The sequence below is a fragment of the Azospirillum ramasamyi genome, assembly GCF_003233655.1.
Lineage (GTDB): Bacteria > Pseudomonadota > Alphaproteobacteria > Azospirillales > Azospirillaceae > Azospirillum > Azospirillum ramasamyi.
Genome location: NZ_CP029833.1, coordinates 95,885 through 111,505 on the forward strand (window position 1 = coordinate 95,885; position 15,621 = coordinate 111,505).

Here is a 15,621-nt window from a genome sequence, read left to right on the forward strand (position 1 = left end):
GCGCCGCCCGCCACCGGGCGCCGCGCGCCACGCAAGAAGGAGACCGTCATGCTGACGCTGCTGCGCACCGCCGTCCTGGTTCTGCCGCTGGTCGCCGTTGCCGCCTGCCAAAATGAAGGCCCGGCCGAGCGGGCCGGCGAGTCCATCGACAACGCCGGCCAGAGCATCAAGGACGCCATCGACCCGCCGGGTCCGGCCGAAAAGGCCGGCCGCGCAATCGACCGTGCGGTGGATTGAGGCCCTATCGAAACCGGACGGCCCCGCTCAGCGGGCCGCGAGGTCCCGTTCCCACCCGGCGGGCTGGAGCCCCGACACCTCCAGCAGCAGCTTGCTGAGGATCGCGTCGGCGAAGGCGTCGAAGTCGCGGGCGGGGACCAGGAAGGCGCCGGGGCCGCCGATGACATGGTCACGGTAATAGCCCTCCAGGTCGTTCGGCGCCGCCCCGCCCCACGGATTGGGCCGGTCGTTCAGGATCGGCAGCCCGTTGATGGTGATGCCCCGCGCGACGGCGGCGTCGCGCGCCTCCTCCACCGGACGGCCCCGGTTGTTCTCGCCGTCGCCCGACACGTCGATGACCAGCCGCGTGCCCTCGAACCCATTGTTCTCGAACTGTGGGACGGCAAAGTCGATGGCGGCGCTGATGGAGGTCCATTGCTCCGTCATCATCGGCGCCTCCGCCACCATGCCGGCGAAGCGTTCGATGCTGGGCGTATCGCTCAGTTCGGTCCAGCCGACGACGGTGTGCTGGTGGCTCTCCCCCGCCCATTCTACATAGGTGGCGGCGATGCGGCCGAAGGGACCGCCGCGGATCGCCGCCTGCACCTTCGGATTCAGCAGCGCCTGGACATAGCCGTTGCGCTGGAGCTTCGCCTCGTCCGGGTCGACGCTGCCGGACACGTCCACCGCCAGGATCAGTTCCAGATCCACCGGCGTCTGGGCTGCGGCCGGTGCCGCGGGCAAGGACAGGCATAAGGACGTGAGGATCAGGACGCAGGCCGGGAGGCCGGCAAGGAGTTGGGCCAAAAGACGGTATGCACGCATACGCACCCCCTTCGCCACGGCTGTCCGGACGCCTGGCCTCGGACGAAGGACTGAGGATTGGTATGCGAACGGTCCCTGTCCATGCCTTGCCGGGCGATTCCCGCCGCAACAGAGGGCCAAGGCGGAGTACTCCGCCGCCGCCGCGACCCGGAATGACCGGCGCCATCCGTGGCTGAGTCACTGTTAATGGGTGAAAAAAGCCCGATCGCCTGCACAGCTCAAGCCGTAAGGGGCAATCCGACCGGCGTATCCGCCGCGCCCGTTTCCGTCCGGCAGATCATGTCCGCATAAGCTTCGACGCATCGCCAGACCACCGGCGCCCGACGGGTCCTGGGGGGCTTGTCCTGAACCCGCACCGGCAGGCATGGCTGAGTTTCGCCGCCACCGCTTGCGGCGGAACCGCGCGCATGCTGCTGTGGTGCAGCCGATTGTTGCTTACCCCCCGTTGTCGAGGCACCAGACCATGACGTGGCAGACGCTCGCCTTCTTCTTTGCCACCGCCTTCGTGATCTCGATGACGCCGGGGCCGAACATGCTGCTGGCGATGAGCCTGGGCCTGCGTTTCGGCGCACGGCGCGCCGCCTGGGGCGGGGCCGGCATGTGCGCGGCGCTGGCAGTGATGGCGGCACTGTCGGCCTTCGGGCTGGGCGCCCTGCTCTCCACCTCGGTGCTCGCCTTCGAGATCGTGCGCTGGGCCGGCGTGGCCTATCTGACCTGGCTCGGCATCGCCGCGTGGCGGGCGCCGGTGGAACCGGCCGGCAGCCGCGACGCCGCGGCCTCGGCGACCGGCGAGGGGTCGGCGACGCGGCTGTTCCTGCGCGGCGCCCTGGTCGCCTTCAGCAACCCCAAGGCCCTGGTCTTCATGGGCGCCCTGTTCCCGCAATTCATCGACGCGGGCGCGCCGCTGGCGCCGCAACTGATCGCGCTGGTCGCCACCATGGTGGTGATCGAGTTCGGCTGGATCATGGCCTATGCCACCGGCGGCGACCGTCTGGCGGCGAAGCTGACGACGGTGTCGGCGGCGAGGTCCCTCAACCGGCTGACCGGCGGCCTGATGATCGGCGCCGGCGGACTGCTGGCGCTCGCCCGCAGGGTCTGACGCCCCTCCCCGCTCCCCTCCGTTTTCCGCAAAGAAAAAGGGCCGCGCAAATGCGCGGCCCTGCAGTTTAGGGAGGAAACGCCCCGAGAATGGGCGAAGCCAAGATATGCTGCGCCGCACACGAACTGGTATTACCAATGCTGAATGGTAGCCATGCGTCGCGGGAATGGCCCCATGCAGCAATATGCATTGTCAGCAATAAGCGCCGGATCCCGGTTACAGAAACCTCATAGAATCGCCCCGCTCGAGTCATCGCCCTGGCCTGGAAGCTGCTGCTGTCCACCGTGGCGGAGGGGTTGGAGACCGCCGAACGGCGGCATTGGCTGGCCGAATCCGGCTGCAGCGGCCCGCAGGGCTTTCTGATCTCGCCGCTCTCTCGGTCGATGCAGCCGAGACGATGGTGATGCCCGCCCTGACCCATGGCGAGGCGTGGCCACTGACGGCGTGAAGAGAACGGGAACCAAGAAACAGCTTGGACTCGGCAAAAATGAAATAGAGTTTCATTCCTCGATCCCTGTCATTCACAAGTTTTCAGCCTATTTCCGCACAGAACTGCCGATATTCGCCCAGCCATTCTCATCAGGATGGACAGATATTCCGGACGGACAATTGCGGCGCTGGACAACCCCTCCTTATGAGTATTTTCAAATAAGAAAAATGCGACCGCATGGGAACATATCGTCTCCCATTCGCCAAAAAGCACTCATAAAAGGAACGCCCGATGTACCGAGATCGCATTCGCCTGAAGTCGCTGTGGGGCAAGGTTGTGCCGCCGGAAGAGGCCGCCTTGCTGATCAAGGACGGCATGACCGTGGGCATGAGCGGCTTCACCCGGTCCGGCGACGCAAAAGCGGTGCCGCTGGCCTTGGCCGAACGCGCCGAGTCCGAAAAGCTGAAGATCACCCTGATGACCGGCGCCTCGCTGGGCAACGACATCGACCGCATCCTGACGGAGGCCGACGTTCTGGCGCGCCGCCTGCCCTTCCAGGCCGACCCGGTGCTGCGCAAGGCGATCAACCGCGGCGAGGTGATGTTCGTCGATCAGCATCTGTCGGAAACGGTGGAGTTGCTGCGCTCGCGCCAGATGGGACCGGTCGACGTCGCGGTGATCGAGGCCTGCGCCATCACCGAGACCGGCGGCATCGTGCCGACCACCTCGATCGGCAATTCGGCGACCTTCGCCATCCTGGCCGAGAAGGTCATCGTCGAGCTGAACCTGACCCAGCCGCTGGAGCTGGAGGGGATGCACGACGTCTATATCCCGACCCGTCGCCCCTTCCGAGAGCCGATCCCGGTGATGACGACGGAAAGCCGCGCCGGCCTGCCGTACATCCCGATCGACCCCTCGAAGATCGCGGCCATCGTGGTGACGCGCAAGCAGGACAGCTCCGCCAACATCCTGCCGCCGGACGCCGAAACCAACGCCATCGCCGGCCACCTGATCGATTTTCTCGGCTGGGAGATCAAGCAGGGCCGGCTCAGCCACTCGCTGGCGCCGCTCCAGGCCGGCATCGGAACCATCGCCAACTCGGTGCTGCACGGGCTGATCGACGGGCCGTTCCACGACCTGACCATGTACAGCGAGGTTCTGCAGGACAGCACCTTCGAACTGTTCGACGCCGGCAAGCTGAATTTCGCGTCGGGCTCCTCGATCACGCTCAGCGCCGCGAAATACGCCGAGGTTCTGCCGAAGATCGGCTCCTACAAGGGCCGGCTGCTGCTGCGCCCGCAGGAGATTTCCAACCATCCGGAGGTGATCCGCCGCCTGGGCATCATCGGCATCAACACGGCGCTGGAGTTCGACATCTACGGCAACGTCAACTCCACCCATGTCAACGGCACGCAGATGATGAACGGCATCGGCGGTTCCGGCGACTTCGCCCGCAACAGCTACCTCTCCATCTTCGTCACCAAGTCTCTGGCCAAGGGCGGCGCCATCTCCAGCGTCGTGCCGATGGTCAGCCATGTCGACCACAACGAACATGACGTGGACATCCTGGTGACGGAGGTCGGTCTGGCCGATCTGCGCGGACTGGCGCCGCGCGAACGGGCGGAAACCATCATCCGCAACTGCGTCCATCCCAGCTACCGCGAGTTGGCGGCCGACTATCACCGCCGGGCGCTTCAGCGCGGCGGCCACACCCCGCATCTTCTGGAGGAGGCCTTCGCCTGGCACCTCCGCTTCCAGCAGACCGGCAGCATGTTGCCGACGACGACGCCCGCCGAATAGGACCCCTCGAAAACGGGCGGGCCGCGGAATTCCGCGGCCCGTCCCCGTTACCCGTATGCTGTTACACGCTCTGCCCGCCATTGCTCTCCATGTAGAGAAGCAACGCCGGATAATAGTGCTTACGCTCGGACGAAATCTTCTCGCAGAAGCGCCGGGCGGCACCGCTCTTGAGCCATTCCTCAAGCTGGCCGTTCTCCCGTTTTTCCGCGATGATGGTATCGATCGCGTCCAGAATTTTGTGAATCACCTCAGGCCTCGTCTTATGAACGTCGGAGCGACGTCTTCGTCACTCTTGAGTTCTATTATGGCCCTGTTGACGGTCAATGGCCCTGCGTTCTGGGAATGGCTGCGGTTTGCAAGGCACAACACGAACGAAGTGAGGGCATTGCCGACAGCCTGCGTTGAAGCTTCAACTCTCTCATGCGTCACTCCCACGAAGGCGGGGATGACTTCCGATAGGCCTCGCCTCCCCCTCACGCCCTTTCCCGCTCCTCCTCCGGTGGGCGCAGGACCTGACCGGTGGGGCACAGGCGCAACAGCACGCAGCGGTCGCAGGCCGGCGCCTGATGGTAGCAGCAGCGCTGGCCATGCAGCATCATGACCTCGTGGTTGTCGTAGACCTGCTGGGCATCCCAATCCTCGGGCAACTGCGCCGACAGCACGGCGTGGGAGGGGCCGACGGCGAGGCCGGCGGGGATCAGGCCGGTGTGTACGGCGACGCGGTGGTGGTGGCTGTCAACCGGCAGCGCCGCCTGCCGCAGGGTGGAAAAGCTCAGCACCGCCGCGCTGGTCTTCGGCCCCACCCCCGGCAACTCCTCCAGCCATGCGCGGGCGTCCGGCACCGGCATGCCGGACAGCAGGTCGAGCGACAGGCTGCCGACCCGCTCGGTGATGCGGCGCAGGATGGCCTGGATGCGCGGCGCCTTCTGCTCCGGCCAGGTGACGCCGGCGATGGCCGCCTCGACCTCGGCGGCGGGCGCGTCGCGCACCGACTCCCAATCGGGCCAGCGGCGGCGCAAAGCCTTGAAGGCGGCGCCGGAGGCGGCGTTGCGGGTGCGGTGCGACAGCAGCGACGACACCAGTTCGCTCAGCGGGTCGAGGCTGTGGAAATAGGCGACCGGGCAGCCGTAGACGGTGCACAGCAGCCGGTGGATTTCGAGCGCCTTGTCGCGCAGCGCAGCGGGGTCGGTCATGACAACCGACAACAGACGAAGCCGTAAGGCGTTACCGGTAAATCATCGGCCCGCTTCCCTGTCCCGCTACCCCACCAGCCCGGACATCACCGCGCGCAGCTGCGCCGGCTTCACCGGCTTGTTCAGCACCAGACAGCCCGCCGCCTTGGCCTCGTCGGCCAGTTCCGGCGTGCGGTTGGCGGTGACGATCACCGCCGGCAGGATGCGGCCGCAGGCGGCGCGCAGCCGCGCCACCTCGTTGACGCCCAGCGCCCCGTCGTCGAGGTGATAATCGGCGATCAGCAGGTCGGGCGGCTGCGGCATGCCGGACAGCAGGGCCAGCGCCTCGTCGCCGTTGGTGGCCGACACCACGTCGCAGGCCCAGCCGCGCAGCAGCGCCTCCATCCCCGCCACCACCGCCGGCTCGTTGTCCAGCACCAGCACCGAGGTTCCGGCCAGCCGGTTGGTCATCGGCCGGGCGGCGACGCTGGCCGGGCGCACGGCGCGGCGCTCGGTGCCGCGCGGCACGGTGACGGCGAAGACCGAACCGCGGCCCGGCTCCGACCGCACGGTGACGGGGTGGTCCAGCATGCGGGCGACGCGGTCGACGATGGCGAGCCCCAGCCCCATGCCGCGGTCGCGCCCCTTGGTGACGGGGGTGTCGAGGCGGCGGAACTCCTGGAAGATCTCGGCGATCCTGTCGCGCGGGATGCCGGGGCCGTTGTCCCACACCTCGATGCGGATGCCGTCGCCGGTCCGGCGGCAGCCGACCACCACCCGGCCGCCCTGGACGTAGCGCAGCGCATTCGACAGGAAGTTCTGCACGATCCGGCGCAGCAGCCGCATGTCGCTGCGCACCACCGCCCCCGTTCCAACCACCTTCAGATCGATGCCGCGTTCCGCCGCCACGGCGGCATATTCGGTGGCGAGCGGCGCCAGGATGCCGCGCAGCGGGAAGTCGGTGACCTCCGGCGTCACCGCCCCGGCGTCGAGCTTGGAGATGTCCAGCAGCGCCGACAGCAGATCCTCCACCGACGCCAAGGCCACGTCGATGTTCTCCACCAGTTCGATGTTGCCGGCCGGCTGCTCCAGGTCGGCCAGCGCCGAGACGAACAGGCGGGCGGCGTTCAGCGGCTGCAACAGGTCGTGGCTGGCGGCGGCGATGAAGCGGGTCTTCGACAGATTGGCCTGATCGGCCTGGGATTTCGCCTGCTGAAGCTGGTCGTTCAGCATCATCAGGGCGGATTTCTCCGCCTGTTCGGAGGCGCGCCGCCGCTCCTCCTCGTGCTTGATGACGGTGATGTCTGTGTAGACGCCGACGATGCCGCCGTCGCGGGTGCGCCGCTCGTTCACCTGGATCCAGCGTCCGTCCGACAGCCGGTTCAGGAAGACGCCCTTCAGGTCGTGGCGGTGCTCCATCCGCTCGCGCAGCCAGACGTCGGGCGGCGGCTCGCTGACCGCGCCGGCGGCGGCGACCATGGCGACCAGATCGTTGAAGCGGATGCCGGCCTGGATGCGCCCCGCCACCGAGGGCCAGTAGGACAGGTATTTGCGGTTGCACAGCACCAGCCGGTCGGCGGAGTCGAACAGGGCGAACCCCTCGTTCACCGACTCGATCGCCTCGAACAGGCGGGTGCGCATGGTGTCCGCCAGCTCCTTGGCGCGGGCGATGGCGCGGTTGCTGTCCTCCAGCTTGTGCAGGGCGCGCTCCAGCTCCAGCGTGCGCTCCCGGATCTTCTGCTCCAGCACGATGGCGGTCTGGAACAGCGAGAAGGCGCCGCCCTGGAAGTCCATCGACCGCTCGACGCGGTCCATCAGCACCTTGTTGATGCGCTGGAGCTTGGCGTTCTCGCGCTCCAGCTCGGCGATGCGGTCGGCGGGATCGCTCGTCCGGGCGGTCAGGCTGCGGGTGGGGATGCCGGCCATGGCTTAGCGCCCTCCGATGGCGACGCCCGTGAAGGTCTGGTTGACGTGCATGCCGTTCACCTGTTCACCGTAGGCGCAGAATCCGACAACCCGATGGCGCGCCAGCCGTTCCGACATGACGGCGTTCAATTGCCGCTGCTCCATCTCCAGCCGGCGCAGGATGCAGTCGCAGCCGAGGATCAGGTCGGGGGCGCCGACCTCCGCCTCGATGCCCTCGATCAGCCCGTCGAAGTTGGCGACCGGATCGACCCCCTCCGCCACGGTCAGGACGATGCCCTCGTCGATGGCGCAGAAGAAGGTCAGGCTCTCGTCGTCGTTCACCTTCTGGATGGAGCGGACATGGTACTGGCCGCCGACCCGCACCACCACCGGGTGGGAGGCGAAGATCATCGGGGTCAGCGGCTCCCCCTCCAGCCCGACCAGCCGGGCGTATTCGCGGCCCGCCGGCTCGGCATTGATCTCGTGGACGATGCGGTGCTGCGGGTCGGCGCCGGTGACCACCATCTTGCGGTCGGAGCTGACGAAATGCTGGGTGCGGAAGACGGTGAAGGGCCGCGTCGTGGTGAACAGCGCCACCACCGCCGCGTTGGGGTGGAAGGCGCCCTCATGCAGGACGAAGGTGCGTTCGAAATGCAGGTCGTCGCCGGCCGAGGCGCCGAACAGCGGGATGTCGATCAGCGCGTTGTGCAGCGCGCTGACCACCGTCTCCTCGCTCATCGACAGCCCGTCGATCAGCAGCATGGCGAAGCTGCGGGCCTCCTCGCCCAGCGGCACCGGGCGCGACGCCATCGCCCGGTCGCGGCGCGACAGCAGGGACCGGGCGATGGCGGTGCTGTCGGCGATCTCGAAACGGTCGACATGGTCGACCAGCGCGGTGACGATGGAAAAGTCCTCGCTCGGGAAGCCCACCGCCACCATCGCGTTGGTGGTGTAGCCGCCGGGGCCGATCTCCCCCGCCGTGGTGCAGCCGATCACCGGCACCATGCCGAACTCCGCCGCCAGCGCGTCGGCCAGCGCCTGCCTGTCATAGCTCGGCGCGCAGAAGACGACCGCCAGTTCCAGAGCCGCGTCGCCCAGCCCGGCGCGCAGCTCCCTTGCGGCGTCGGCGGGGCGTTCGGCATGGCTGACGGCGCGCGGCATGCCGTCGCCGGCCGCCGTTCCCGCAGGCGTCTTTATCGATCTGTCCTTTGCGGACATGGCTTCCCCCCGCGCCTCCCGCTCCGTCCGCGGAGGCGATCCGGCAAGGGTACTCCAGGGATGGCGGCGGGCAAGGCCAATCCGCGGGCCGGTGAAGGAGGACATGGTTGAGGATGGCTCCCCGCTGAGGGTCTGTCAGAGCATGTTTGCAGGTTGCGGATCGGAAAGCCCCGCCAATTCCTCATCCGTGAACAGGCGGGCCTTGGCGGTGAAGCGCACGCCGTCCGGCGCCTCCAGCGAGAAGCCGCCGCCGCGCGCCTGGATAACGTCCAGGATGACCTGGGTGTTGCGCCACCATTGGAAGGTGTCCTCGCCCATGCAGAAGGGCGCCCCGGCGACGGTGCCGAGGCGAAGGTCACGCTCGCCCAGCCGGAACTCCCCGAGCGGCAGGCAGAGCGGCGCCGACCCGTCGCAGCAGCCGCCCGACAGGTGCAGCATCAGCGGTCCGTGCTTGGCCGCCAGGCGGTCCAGCAGGGCGATGGCCTCGGGGGTGGCGATGACGCGGTCGGTCGGCGCGGAGACGGCTGGCATGGTGGTCCTTTATCATGAAACCACGCGCGGAAAGAAAAAGGCCGGGGGACGCGCCCCCGGCCCAGGTTTGCCCGATAGGGAGGAGCAGGGCTCAGAAGAAGCCGAGCGCTTTCGGGCTGTAGCTGACCAGCAGGTTCTTGGTCTGCTGGTAGTGGTCGAGCATCATCTTGTGCGTCTCGCGGCCGATGCCGGACTTCTTGTAGCCGCCGAAGGCGGCATGCGCCGGATACAGGTGGTAGCAGTTGGTCCACACGCGGCCGGCCTGGATGCCGCGGCCCATGCGGAAGGCGCGGTTGCCGTCGCGGCTCCACACGCCGGCGCCCAGGCCGAACTCGCTGTCGTTGGCGATGGCCAGCGCCTCTTCCTCGGTCTCGAAGGTGGTCACGGCGACGACCGGGCCGAAGATCTCCTCCTGGAAGATGCGCATCTTGTTGTGGCCTTCCAGGATGGTCGGCTGCACGTAATAGCCGCCCTCCAGCTCGCCGCCCAGATGGGCGCGCTCGCCGCCGATCAGCACCTTGGCGCCCTCGGCCTTGCCGATCTCGATGTAGGAGAGGATCTTCTCCAGCTGCTCCTGCGAGGCCTGGGCGCCGATCATGGTGGCGCCGTCCAGCGGATGGCCCTGGGTGATCTTGGCGACGCGCTCCACCGCCAGCTTGATGAAGCGGTCGTAGATCGACTTCTGGATGAGGACGCGGCTCGGGCAGGTGCAGACCTCGCCCTGGTTCAGCGCGAACATCGCGAAGCCTTCCAGCGCCTTGTCCAGGAACTCGTCGTCGGCGGCCATCACGTCTTCGAAGAAGATGTTCGGCGACTTGCCGCCCAGCTCGACGGTCGACGGGATGATGTTCTCCGACGCGTATTGCAGGATCAGGCGGCCGGTCGAGGTCTCGCCGGTGAAGGCGATCTTGGCGATGCGCTTGCTGGTGGCGAGCGGCTTGCCGGCCTCGATGCCGAAGCCGTTGACGACGTTGACGACGCCGGGCGGCAGCAGGTCGCCGATCATCTCCATCAGGACCATGATCGCCATCGGGGTCTGCTCGGCCGGCTTCAGCACGATGCAGTTGCCGGCGGCCAGCGCCGGGGCCAGCTTCCAGGCGGCCATCAGCAGCGGGAAGTTCCAGGGGATGATCTGGCCGACGACGCCCAGCGGCTCATGGAAATGGTAGGCGTAGGTGGTGTGGTCGATCTCGGCGATCGAGCCTTCCTGGGCGCGGATGCAGCCGGCGTAGTAGCGGAAATGGTCGATGGCCAGCGGAACGTCGGCGGCGCGGGTCTCGCGGATCGGCTTGCCGTTGTCCAGCGTCTCGGCCAGCGCGATGACCTCCAGCCGCTCTTCCATGCGGTCGGCGATCTTCAGCAGGATGTTCGAGCGCTCGGTCGGCGAGGTGCGGCCCCAGGCGTCCTTGGCCTTGTGCGCGGCGTCCAGCGCCAGTTCGATGTCGGCGGCCTGGGACCGGGCGACCTCGCACAGAGCCTTTCCGGTGATCGGGGTCAGATTGGTGAAGTATTGGCCGTCCACCGGCGCCACCCACTGGCCGCCGATAAAGTTGTCGTAGCGGGGGCGGAGCGCGATCTGCTTCTGGAGCGTGTCGAGAGCCTGGTGGAGCATTGGGCCGTTCCTCTCAGTGTGGCGAGCCGGTCAGGTTCCCGGTCCGGCGCGTTTGTCGGCGCCATTCAGCCACTCTTGGAGGCGGAGGGTAAATTGTACTATGGAAGGAGACGATCGGGTGGCGGGATTGTTCGTTCACCACCCGATCCAGCCCCCCTTCGGGCTGCCACTTTCCGGCCGGCCGCTCACTCCGCCGGCTGCCGCCCCTCGACATAGCCCTTGCGCAGCTGCTCCTCGTACCAGCGGCGGTGATGCTCGATGGCCCAGGCCTCGTCGACCTCGCCGCTGCCCATGGCGTCGAAGGCGCCTTCCATGCCGATGGTGCCGATGTAGATGTGGCCGATCACCACCGCGATCAGAAGGGCCGCCAGCAGCCCGTGGACGACGTGCATGATCTGCATGCCGCCGATGCCGGTGAAGGCGAAGGGCACCATCAGCAGATAGCCGGTGACCGCCAAACCGATCCCGCCCAGCACGATGCCCCAGAACACCCCCTTCTGCCCGGCGTTGAAGCGCCCGGCTTCCGGATGGTGGCCGCCGGCCTTGGAGAACAGGCCGCCGCCGGTCTTTATCCATTGCCAGTCGGACTTCTCGGGGATGTTGTCGCGCAGCCAGAGCGCCATGATCATCAGCAGCCCGACGACGAAGGGCACGCTGACGAAGTTGTGGATCGACTTGGAGTATTCCGCCAGCGGGGTGAAGGCCTGATGGCCGATCAGCGGGATCAGCAGCGTCCGGCCGAAGGTGAGGATCACCCCGGTGAGCGCCATCGCCAGGAAGCTGACCGCCGTCGTCCAATGGGCGAACCGGTCCAGCCCGTTGAAGCGCAGGACCAGCCGTCCCGACTTGCCGCCATGGATGCGGATGGTGCCGCGGTAGAGGAAGAAGATCGTCAGCACCGCCGTTATGCCGATGGCCAGCCCGCCGATGGCCAGCCGCAGCGTGTGGCTGCGCCACTCCCGCCATTCCCGCCCTTGCGGCTGGACCAGCACCGCCAGCTTCTGGTCCGGGATGCTGACGCGGCCGATCAGCTTGTCGTCCTGCGGGACGTAGAGCGGCACCTGCTCCTTGGTGGTGGGCGAATCGGGGCCGGGCGCCTGATAGAGCTGCGCTTGTGCGAAAGTCGGAGCGGCCAGACTCTGAACGGCCAGCAGGGCGATCAGCAGCAGCAGGGCGTGCAGGGGTCGCATGGGTTGGGTCTCCCGGTATGGTCTCTCTTTTGGGAGGGCGCCGGTCACGCCCCTCCGGTGCCCGTCCCGCCGGGCGCGAAGGAGGAGCCGCGGTCGTTGCGCCTGTAGGCGGTGGACCAGCCCGGCGCGCCCGAGCCGTAGCCGCGGCGCAGCGAGCGTTCCTGGTAGATGTCGGCCAGCACCGCACCGTCGCCGCCCATCAGCGCGCGGGTGGAGCACATCTCGGCACAGAGCGGCAGCTTGCCTTCCGCCAGCCGGTTGGCGCCGTATTTCTGGTATTCCTCGACGCTGTTGTCGGCTTCGGGACCGCCGGCGCAGAAGGTGCATTTGTCCATCTTGCCGCGGCTGCCGAAATCGGTGGTGCGCGGGAATTGCGGCGCGCCGAACGGGCAGGCGTAGAAGCAATAACCGCAGCCGATGCACAGGTCCTTGCTGTGCAGCACCACCCCGTCGGCGGTCTGCAGGAAGCAGTCGACCGGGCACACCGCGGCGCAGGGCGGGTCGTCGCAATGCATACAGGCCATGGAGATCGACCGCTCGCCCGGCTTGCCGTCGTTCAGCGTGACCAGCCGGCGGCGGTTGATGCCCCAGGGAACCTCATGCTCGTTCTTGCAGGCGGTGACGCAGGCGTTGCACTCGATGCAGCGTTCGGCGTCGCACAGGAATTTCATCCGGGCCATGTTCTACCTGCTTCCCTGTCGCGTTCCGCTCATGCCGGCTCGACCCGGCAGAGGGTGACCTTGGTTTCCTGCATGAAGGTGACGGGATCGTAGCCGTAGGTCGTCACCCCGTTGACCGGCTCGCCCAGCACGATGGGATCGGTGTTGGGCGGGTAGTTGTCGCGCAAGCTGTCGCCCTGCCAGAAGCCGGAGAAGTGGAAGGGCATGAACACCGTGCCGCCGCCGACGCGGTCGGTCACCAGCGCCCTCACCTTGGCCTTGCTGCCGTCCTCCGGCCCATAGACCCAGACCCAGGATCCGTCCCTGATGCCCAGCCGTTCGGCGTCCTTGGTGTTGATCTCCGCGAACATCGACTGCTGCAGTTCGGCAAGCCACGGGTTGGATCGCGTCTCCTCGCCGCCGCCCTCGTATTCGACCAGACGGCCGGAGGTCAGAACCATGGGGAAGCGCTGGCGCAGGTCGCTGTCGGCCACCTTGAACTGGAGCGAGCGGGCGAGCTGGACCAGGCGGAAATCGCGCCGGTCCTCGATGGCCGGAAAGGCCTTCACCAGTTCCGGCCGCGGGGAATAGATCGGCTCGCGGTGGATCGGCACCGGGTCGGGCAGGTTCCAGGCGACGGCGCGCGCCTTGGCGTTGCCGTGCGGCACGCAGCCATGCTTAAGCGCCACCCGGATGATGCCCATCGACAGGTCGGTCTGCCAGCTGACGCTGTCCACGTCGCCGCCGCCGATGGCCTGGATGACGCGCATCTCCTCCGGGGTCAGATCCTTGTCCCAGCCCAGCTTCTTCAGCACGGCCATGGTGAATTCGGGATAGCCGTCCTCGATCTCCGACCCCTTGGAATAGGAGCCGTCGGCCAGCAGCGAGACGCCGTTGCGCTCCACCCCGAAGCGGGCGCGGAAGACGCCGCCGCCGTCCATCACATGCTTGGAGGTGTCGTAGAGCACCGCCGACCCCGGATGCCTGATCTCGGGATGGCCCCAGCTGGGCCAGGGCAGGCCGTAATAGTCGCCGGCGCAGGGGCCGGAGGCTGCCCGCATGGTGATCTTGTCGAAATCGGCCTGATGCTTCATGTGCATCTTCAGCCGTTCCGGCGACTGGCCGGTGGCGCCGATGGACAGGCAGCTGCGGTTCATCTCGCGCAGGATGTCCTCCGGCACCGGGCGGGTTTCCTCCACCGTGATGTGCTTGAACATCTCGTCGGCGAAGCCCAGCTTGCGCGCCAGCAGATAGATGATGGTGTAGTCGTCCTTCGATTCGAAGATCGGCTCCACCACCTTCTCGCCCCACTGCATCGAGCGGTTGGAGCAGGTGCGCGACCCGTCGGTCTCGAACTGGGTGCAGGCCGGCAGGATGTAGGTGCCGTTGCGCCGCTCCTTGATGGCGGCGAAGGTGGTCGGGTGCGGGTCGGCGATGACCAGCAGGCTCAGCTTCTCCAGCCCCTTCACCATCTCCGGCATGCGGGTGACGGTGTTGCCGCCATGGCCGAAGCACATCATGGCGCGCAAGGGGCTCGGCTGGTCGATCTCGCCCGGCTTGGCCAGCACCGCGTCGAACCAGCGGGTGGTCGGGATGCCCTTGGTCTCCATCAGATCCTTGGAGCCGAAGCGACCCTTCAGATAGTCGTATTCGACGTCCCAGGCGCGGGCGAAATGCTTCCATGCCCCTTCGGCCAGCCCGTAATAGGCCGGCAGCGTGCTGACATCGAGGCCGAAGTCGGTGGCGCCCTGCACGTTGCAGTGGCCGCGGTAGATGTTGGCGCCGCCGCCGGCCATGCCGATGTTGCCCAGCGCAAGCTGCAGGATCGACAGCGCGCGCACGTTGGCGGTGCCCACCGTGTGCTGGGTGACGCCCATGCACCAGATGACGGTGCTGGGCTTGCTCTTCGCCAGCACCTCCGCCACCCGGCGAAGCTGCGAGCCGGGAACGCCGGTGACGCGCTCCACCTCCTCGGGGGTCCACTTCTTCACCTCGGCGCGGATCTCGTCCATGCCGTAGACGCGCTGGCGGATATACTCCTTGTCCTCCCAGCCATTCTCGAAGATGTGCCACAGCAGGCCCCAGGCGATGGGAATGTCGGTGCCGGGACGGATGCGGACATATTCGGTGGCATGCGCGGCGGTGCGGGTGAAGCGCGGGTCGATGACGATGAAGGGCGCGCGGTTGTGCTCCTTGCCGCGCAGCATGTGCTGCATCGACACCGGGTGCGCCTCCGCCGGGTTGCCGCCGACGATCAGCAGCGCCTTGGAGTTCTGGATGTCGTTGTAGCTGTTGGTCATGGCGCCGTAGCCCCACGTGTTCGCCACGCCGGCGACCGTGGTGGAATGGCAGATGCGCGCCTGATGGTCGACGTTGTTGGTCCCCCAGAAGGCGGCCAGCTTACGGTACAGATAGGCGCCCTCGTTGGAGAACTTGGCCGAGCCGAGCCAGAAAACCGCGTCCGGCCCCGAGGCCTGCCGGATTTCCAGAAGCTGGTTGCCGATCTCCTCGATCGCCTGGTCCCAGTTGATGCGATGCCACACGCCGTCGACCAGCTTGAGCGGGTATTTGACGCGGCGGGTGCCCTTGGTCAGTTCGCGCACCGAGGCGCCCTTGGCGCAATGGGTGCCCTGGTTGATCGGGCTTTCCCAGCCCGGTTCCTGCCCCACCCAGACGCCGTTCTGCACCTCCGCGATCACGGTGCAGCCGACCGAGCAGTGGGTGCAGACGTTCTTGCGCGTCACCACCTCGATGTTCGGCAGGATCGGACCCGCCTCCGCCTTGCGGATCATGCCGCCCGGCAGCGCGCCGACGGCGGCGATGCCGCCCGCGGCTAGGCCGGAGCGGCGCAGGAAGCCGCGGCGGCTGACGCCCGACTCCAGGCTGTCGGACAGCGCCCCGAACAGACCGGACCGCTTGGCGCGCGACGCTTTCGCTGAGGACCGTTTGACCAGCATGGACACC

At 67.4% G+C, this 15,621-nt stretch carries 13 protein-coding genes; 3 read left to right on the forward strand and 10 right to left on the reverse strand.

Going from position 1 to position 15,621, the window contains the following annotated elements; all coding sequences use genetic code 11:
* The first annotated feature begins 48 nt into the window (after positions 1-48).
* Positions 49-237 (forward strand): hypothetical protein, encoded by a 189-nt coding sequence (locus DM194_RS22675; protein ID WP_246024598.1) that lies wholly within the window; start codon positions 49-51, stop codon positions 235-237.
* A gap of 27 nt (positions 238-264) precedes the next feature.
* Here the strand turns inward: DM194_RS22675 and DM194_RS22680 are convergent, their stop codons facing one another.
* The gene (locus DM194_RS22680; RefSeq protein ID WP_111069845.1) at positions 265-1,041 is read right to left on the reverse strand and encodes a DUF1194 domain-containing protein; all 777 of its coding nucleotides are present in this window, start codon (positions 1,039-1,041) and stop codon (positions 265-267) included.
* Between the two features lie 463 nt (positions 1,042-1,504).
* Between DM194_RS22680 and DM194_RS22690 the strand changes: the two genes are divergently transcribed.
* Positions 1,505-2,140, forward strand: coding sequence for a LysE family transporter (locus DM194_RS22690; RefSeq protein ID WP_111069847.1), 636 nt, complete (start codon positions 1,505-1,507; stop codon positions 2,138-2,140).
* 721 nt (positions 2,141-2,861) lie between these two features.
* Positions 2,862-4,370, forward strand: coding sequence for a succinyl-CoA:acetate CoA-transferase ScpC (scpC, locus tag DM194_RS22700; RefSeq protein ID WP_111069848.1), 1,509 nt, complete (start codon positions 2,862-2,864; stop codon positions 4,368-4,370).
* Between the two features lie 61 nt (positions 4,371-4,431).
* Here scpC and DM194_RS22705 read toward each other — a convergent pair whose 3' ends face one another.
* The 9 genes from DM194_RS22705 to DM194_RS22745 form a co-directional block, all read right to left on the reverse strand.
* Entirely contained in the window at positions 4,432-4,617 is a 186-nt protein-coding gene (locus DM194_RS22705) for a hypothetical protein (RefSeq protein WP_111069849.1), read from the reverse strand.
* Positions 4,618-4,843: 226 nt separating this feature from the next.
* Positions 4,844-5,563, reverse strand: a complete 720-nt coding sequence (locus DM194_RS22710) for an endonuclease III domain-containing protein (protein ID WP_111070274.1) — start codon at positions 5,561-5,563, stop codon at positions 4,844-4,846.
* Between the two features lie 66 nt (positions 5,564-5,629).
* Positions 5,630-7,468 carry a hybrid sensor histidine kinase/response regulator gene (locus DM194_RS22715; protein WP_111069850.1) on the reverse strand — a complete coding sequence of 613 codons (1,839 nt, stop codon included), beginning with the start codon at positions 7,466-7,468 and terminating at the stop codon, positions 5,630-5,632.
* A 3-nt stretch (positions 7,469-7,471) separates the two neighbouring features.
* Entirely contained in the window at positions 7,472-8,665 is a 1,194-nt protein-coding gene (gene nosP, locus DM194_RS22720; RefSeq protein WP_111069851.1) for a nitric oxide-sensing protein NosP, read from the reverse strand.
* A gap of 135 nt (positions 8,666-8,800) precedes the next feature.
* The gene (locus tag DM194_RS22725; protein ID WP_111069852.1) at positions 8,801-9,196 is read right to left on the reverse strand and encodes a DUF779 domain-containing protein; all 396 of its coding nucleotides are present in this window, start codon (positions 9,194-9,196) and stop codon (positions 8,801-8,803) included.
* Positions 9,197-9,287: 91 nt separating this feature from the next.
* On the reverse strand, positions 9,288-10,808 hold the full coding sequence (gene adh / locus DM194_RS22730) for an aldehyde dehydrogenase (protein WP_111069853.1): 1,521 nt from the start codon (positions 10,806-10,808) through the stop codon (positions 9,288-9,290).
* 185 nt (positions 10,809-10,993) lie between these two features.
* A complete protein-coding gene (locus tag DM194_RS22735) occupies positions 10,994-11,998 on the reverse strand; it encodes a formate dehydrogenase subunit gamma (RefSeq protein ID WP_111069854.1) in 1,005 nt (334 codons plus the stop codon).
* Between the two features lie 44 nt (positions 11,999-12,042).
* Positions 12,043-12,678, reverse strand: a complete 636-nt coding sequence (fdh3B, locus tag DM194_RS22740) for a formate dehydrogenase FDH3 subunit beta (protein WP_111069855.1) — start codon at positions 12,676-12,678, stop codon at positions 12,043-12,045.
* Between the two features lie 29 nt (positions 12,679-12,707).
* Positions 12,708-15,614, reverse strand: a complete 2,907-nt coding sequence (locus tag DM194_RS22745) for a formate dehydrogenase subunit alpha (protein ID WP_111069856.1) — start codon at positions 15,612-15,614, stop codon at positions 12,708-12,710.
* Positions 15,615-15,621 lie beyond the last annotated feature (7 nt).

Excerpts from the sequence above, each read along its gene's own strand:
- nosP (WP_111069851.1), bottom strand. The coding sequence starts at position 8,665 with ATGTCCGCAAAGGACAGATCGATAAAGACGCCTGCGGGAACGGCGGCC.
- scpC (WP_111069848.1), top strand. The coding sequence starts at position 2,862 with ATGTACCGAGATCGCATTCGCCTGAAGTCGCTGTGGGGCAAGGTTGTG.
- DM194_RS22675 (WP_246024598.1), top strand. The coding sequence starts at position 49 with ATGCTGACGCTGCTGCGCACCGCCGTCCTGGTTCTGCCGCTGGTCGCC.
- adh (WP_111069853.1), bottom strand. The coding sequence starts at position 10,808 with ATGCTCCACCAGGCTCTCGACACGCTCCAGAAGCAGATCGCGCTCCGC.
- DM194_RS22690 (WP_111069847.1), top strand. The coding sequence starts at position 1,505 with ATGACGTGGCAGACGCTCGCCTTCTTCTTTGCCACCGCCTTCGTGATC.
- DM194_RS22710 (WP_111070274.1), bottom strand. The coding sequence starts at position 5,563 with ATGACCGACCCCGCTGCGCTGCGCGACAAGGCGCTCGAAATCCACCGG.
- DM194_RS22680 (WP_111069845.1), bottom strand. The coding sequence starts at position 1,041 with ATGCGTGCATACCGTCTTTTGGCCCAACTCCTTGCCGGCCTCCCGGCC.
- DM194_RS22735 (WP_111069854.1), bottom strand. The coding sequence starts at position 11,998 with ATGCGACCCCTGCACGCCCTGCTGCTGCTGATCGCCCTGCTGGCCGTT.
- fdh3B (WP_111069855.1), bottom strand. The coding sequence starts at position 12,678 with ATGGCCCGGATGAAATTCCTGTGCGACGCCGAACGCTGCATCGAGTGC.
- DM194_RS22725 (WP_111069852.1), bottom strand. The coding sequence starts at position 9,196 with ATGCCAGCCGTCTCCGCGCCGACCGACCGCGTCATCGCCACCCCCGAG.
- DM194_RS22745 (WP_111069856.1), bottom strand. The coding sequence starts at position 15,614 with ATGCTGGTCAAACGGTCCTCAGCGAAAGCGTCGCGCGCCAAGCGGTCC.
- DM194_RS22715 (WP_111069850.1), bottom strand. The coding sequence starts at position 7,468 with ATGGCCGGCATCCCCACCCGCAGCCTGACCGCCCGGACGAGCGATCCC.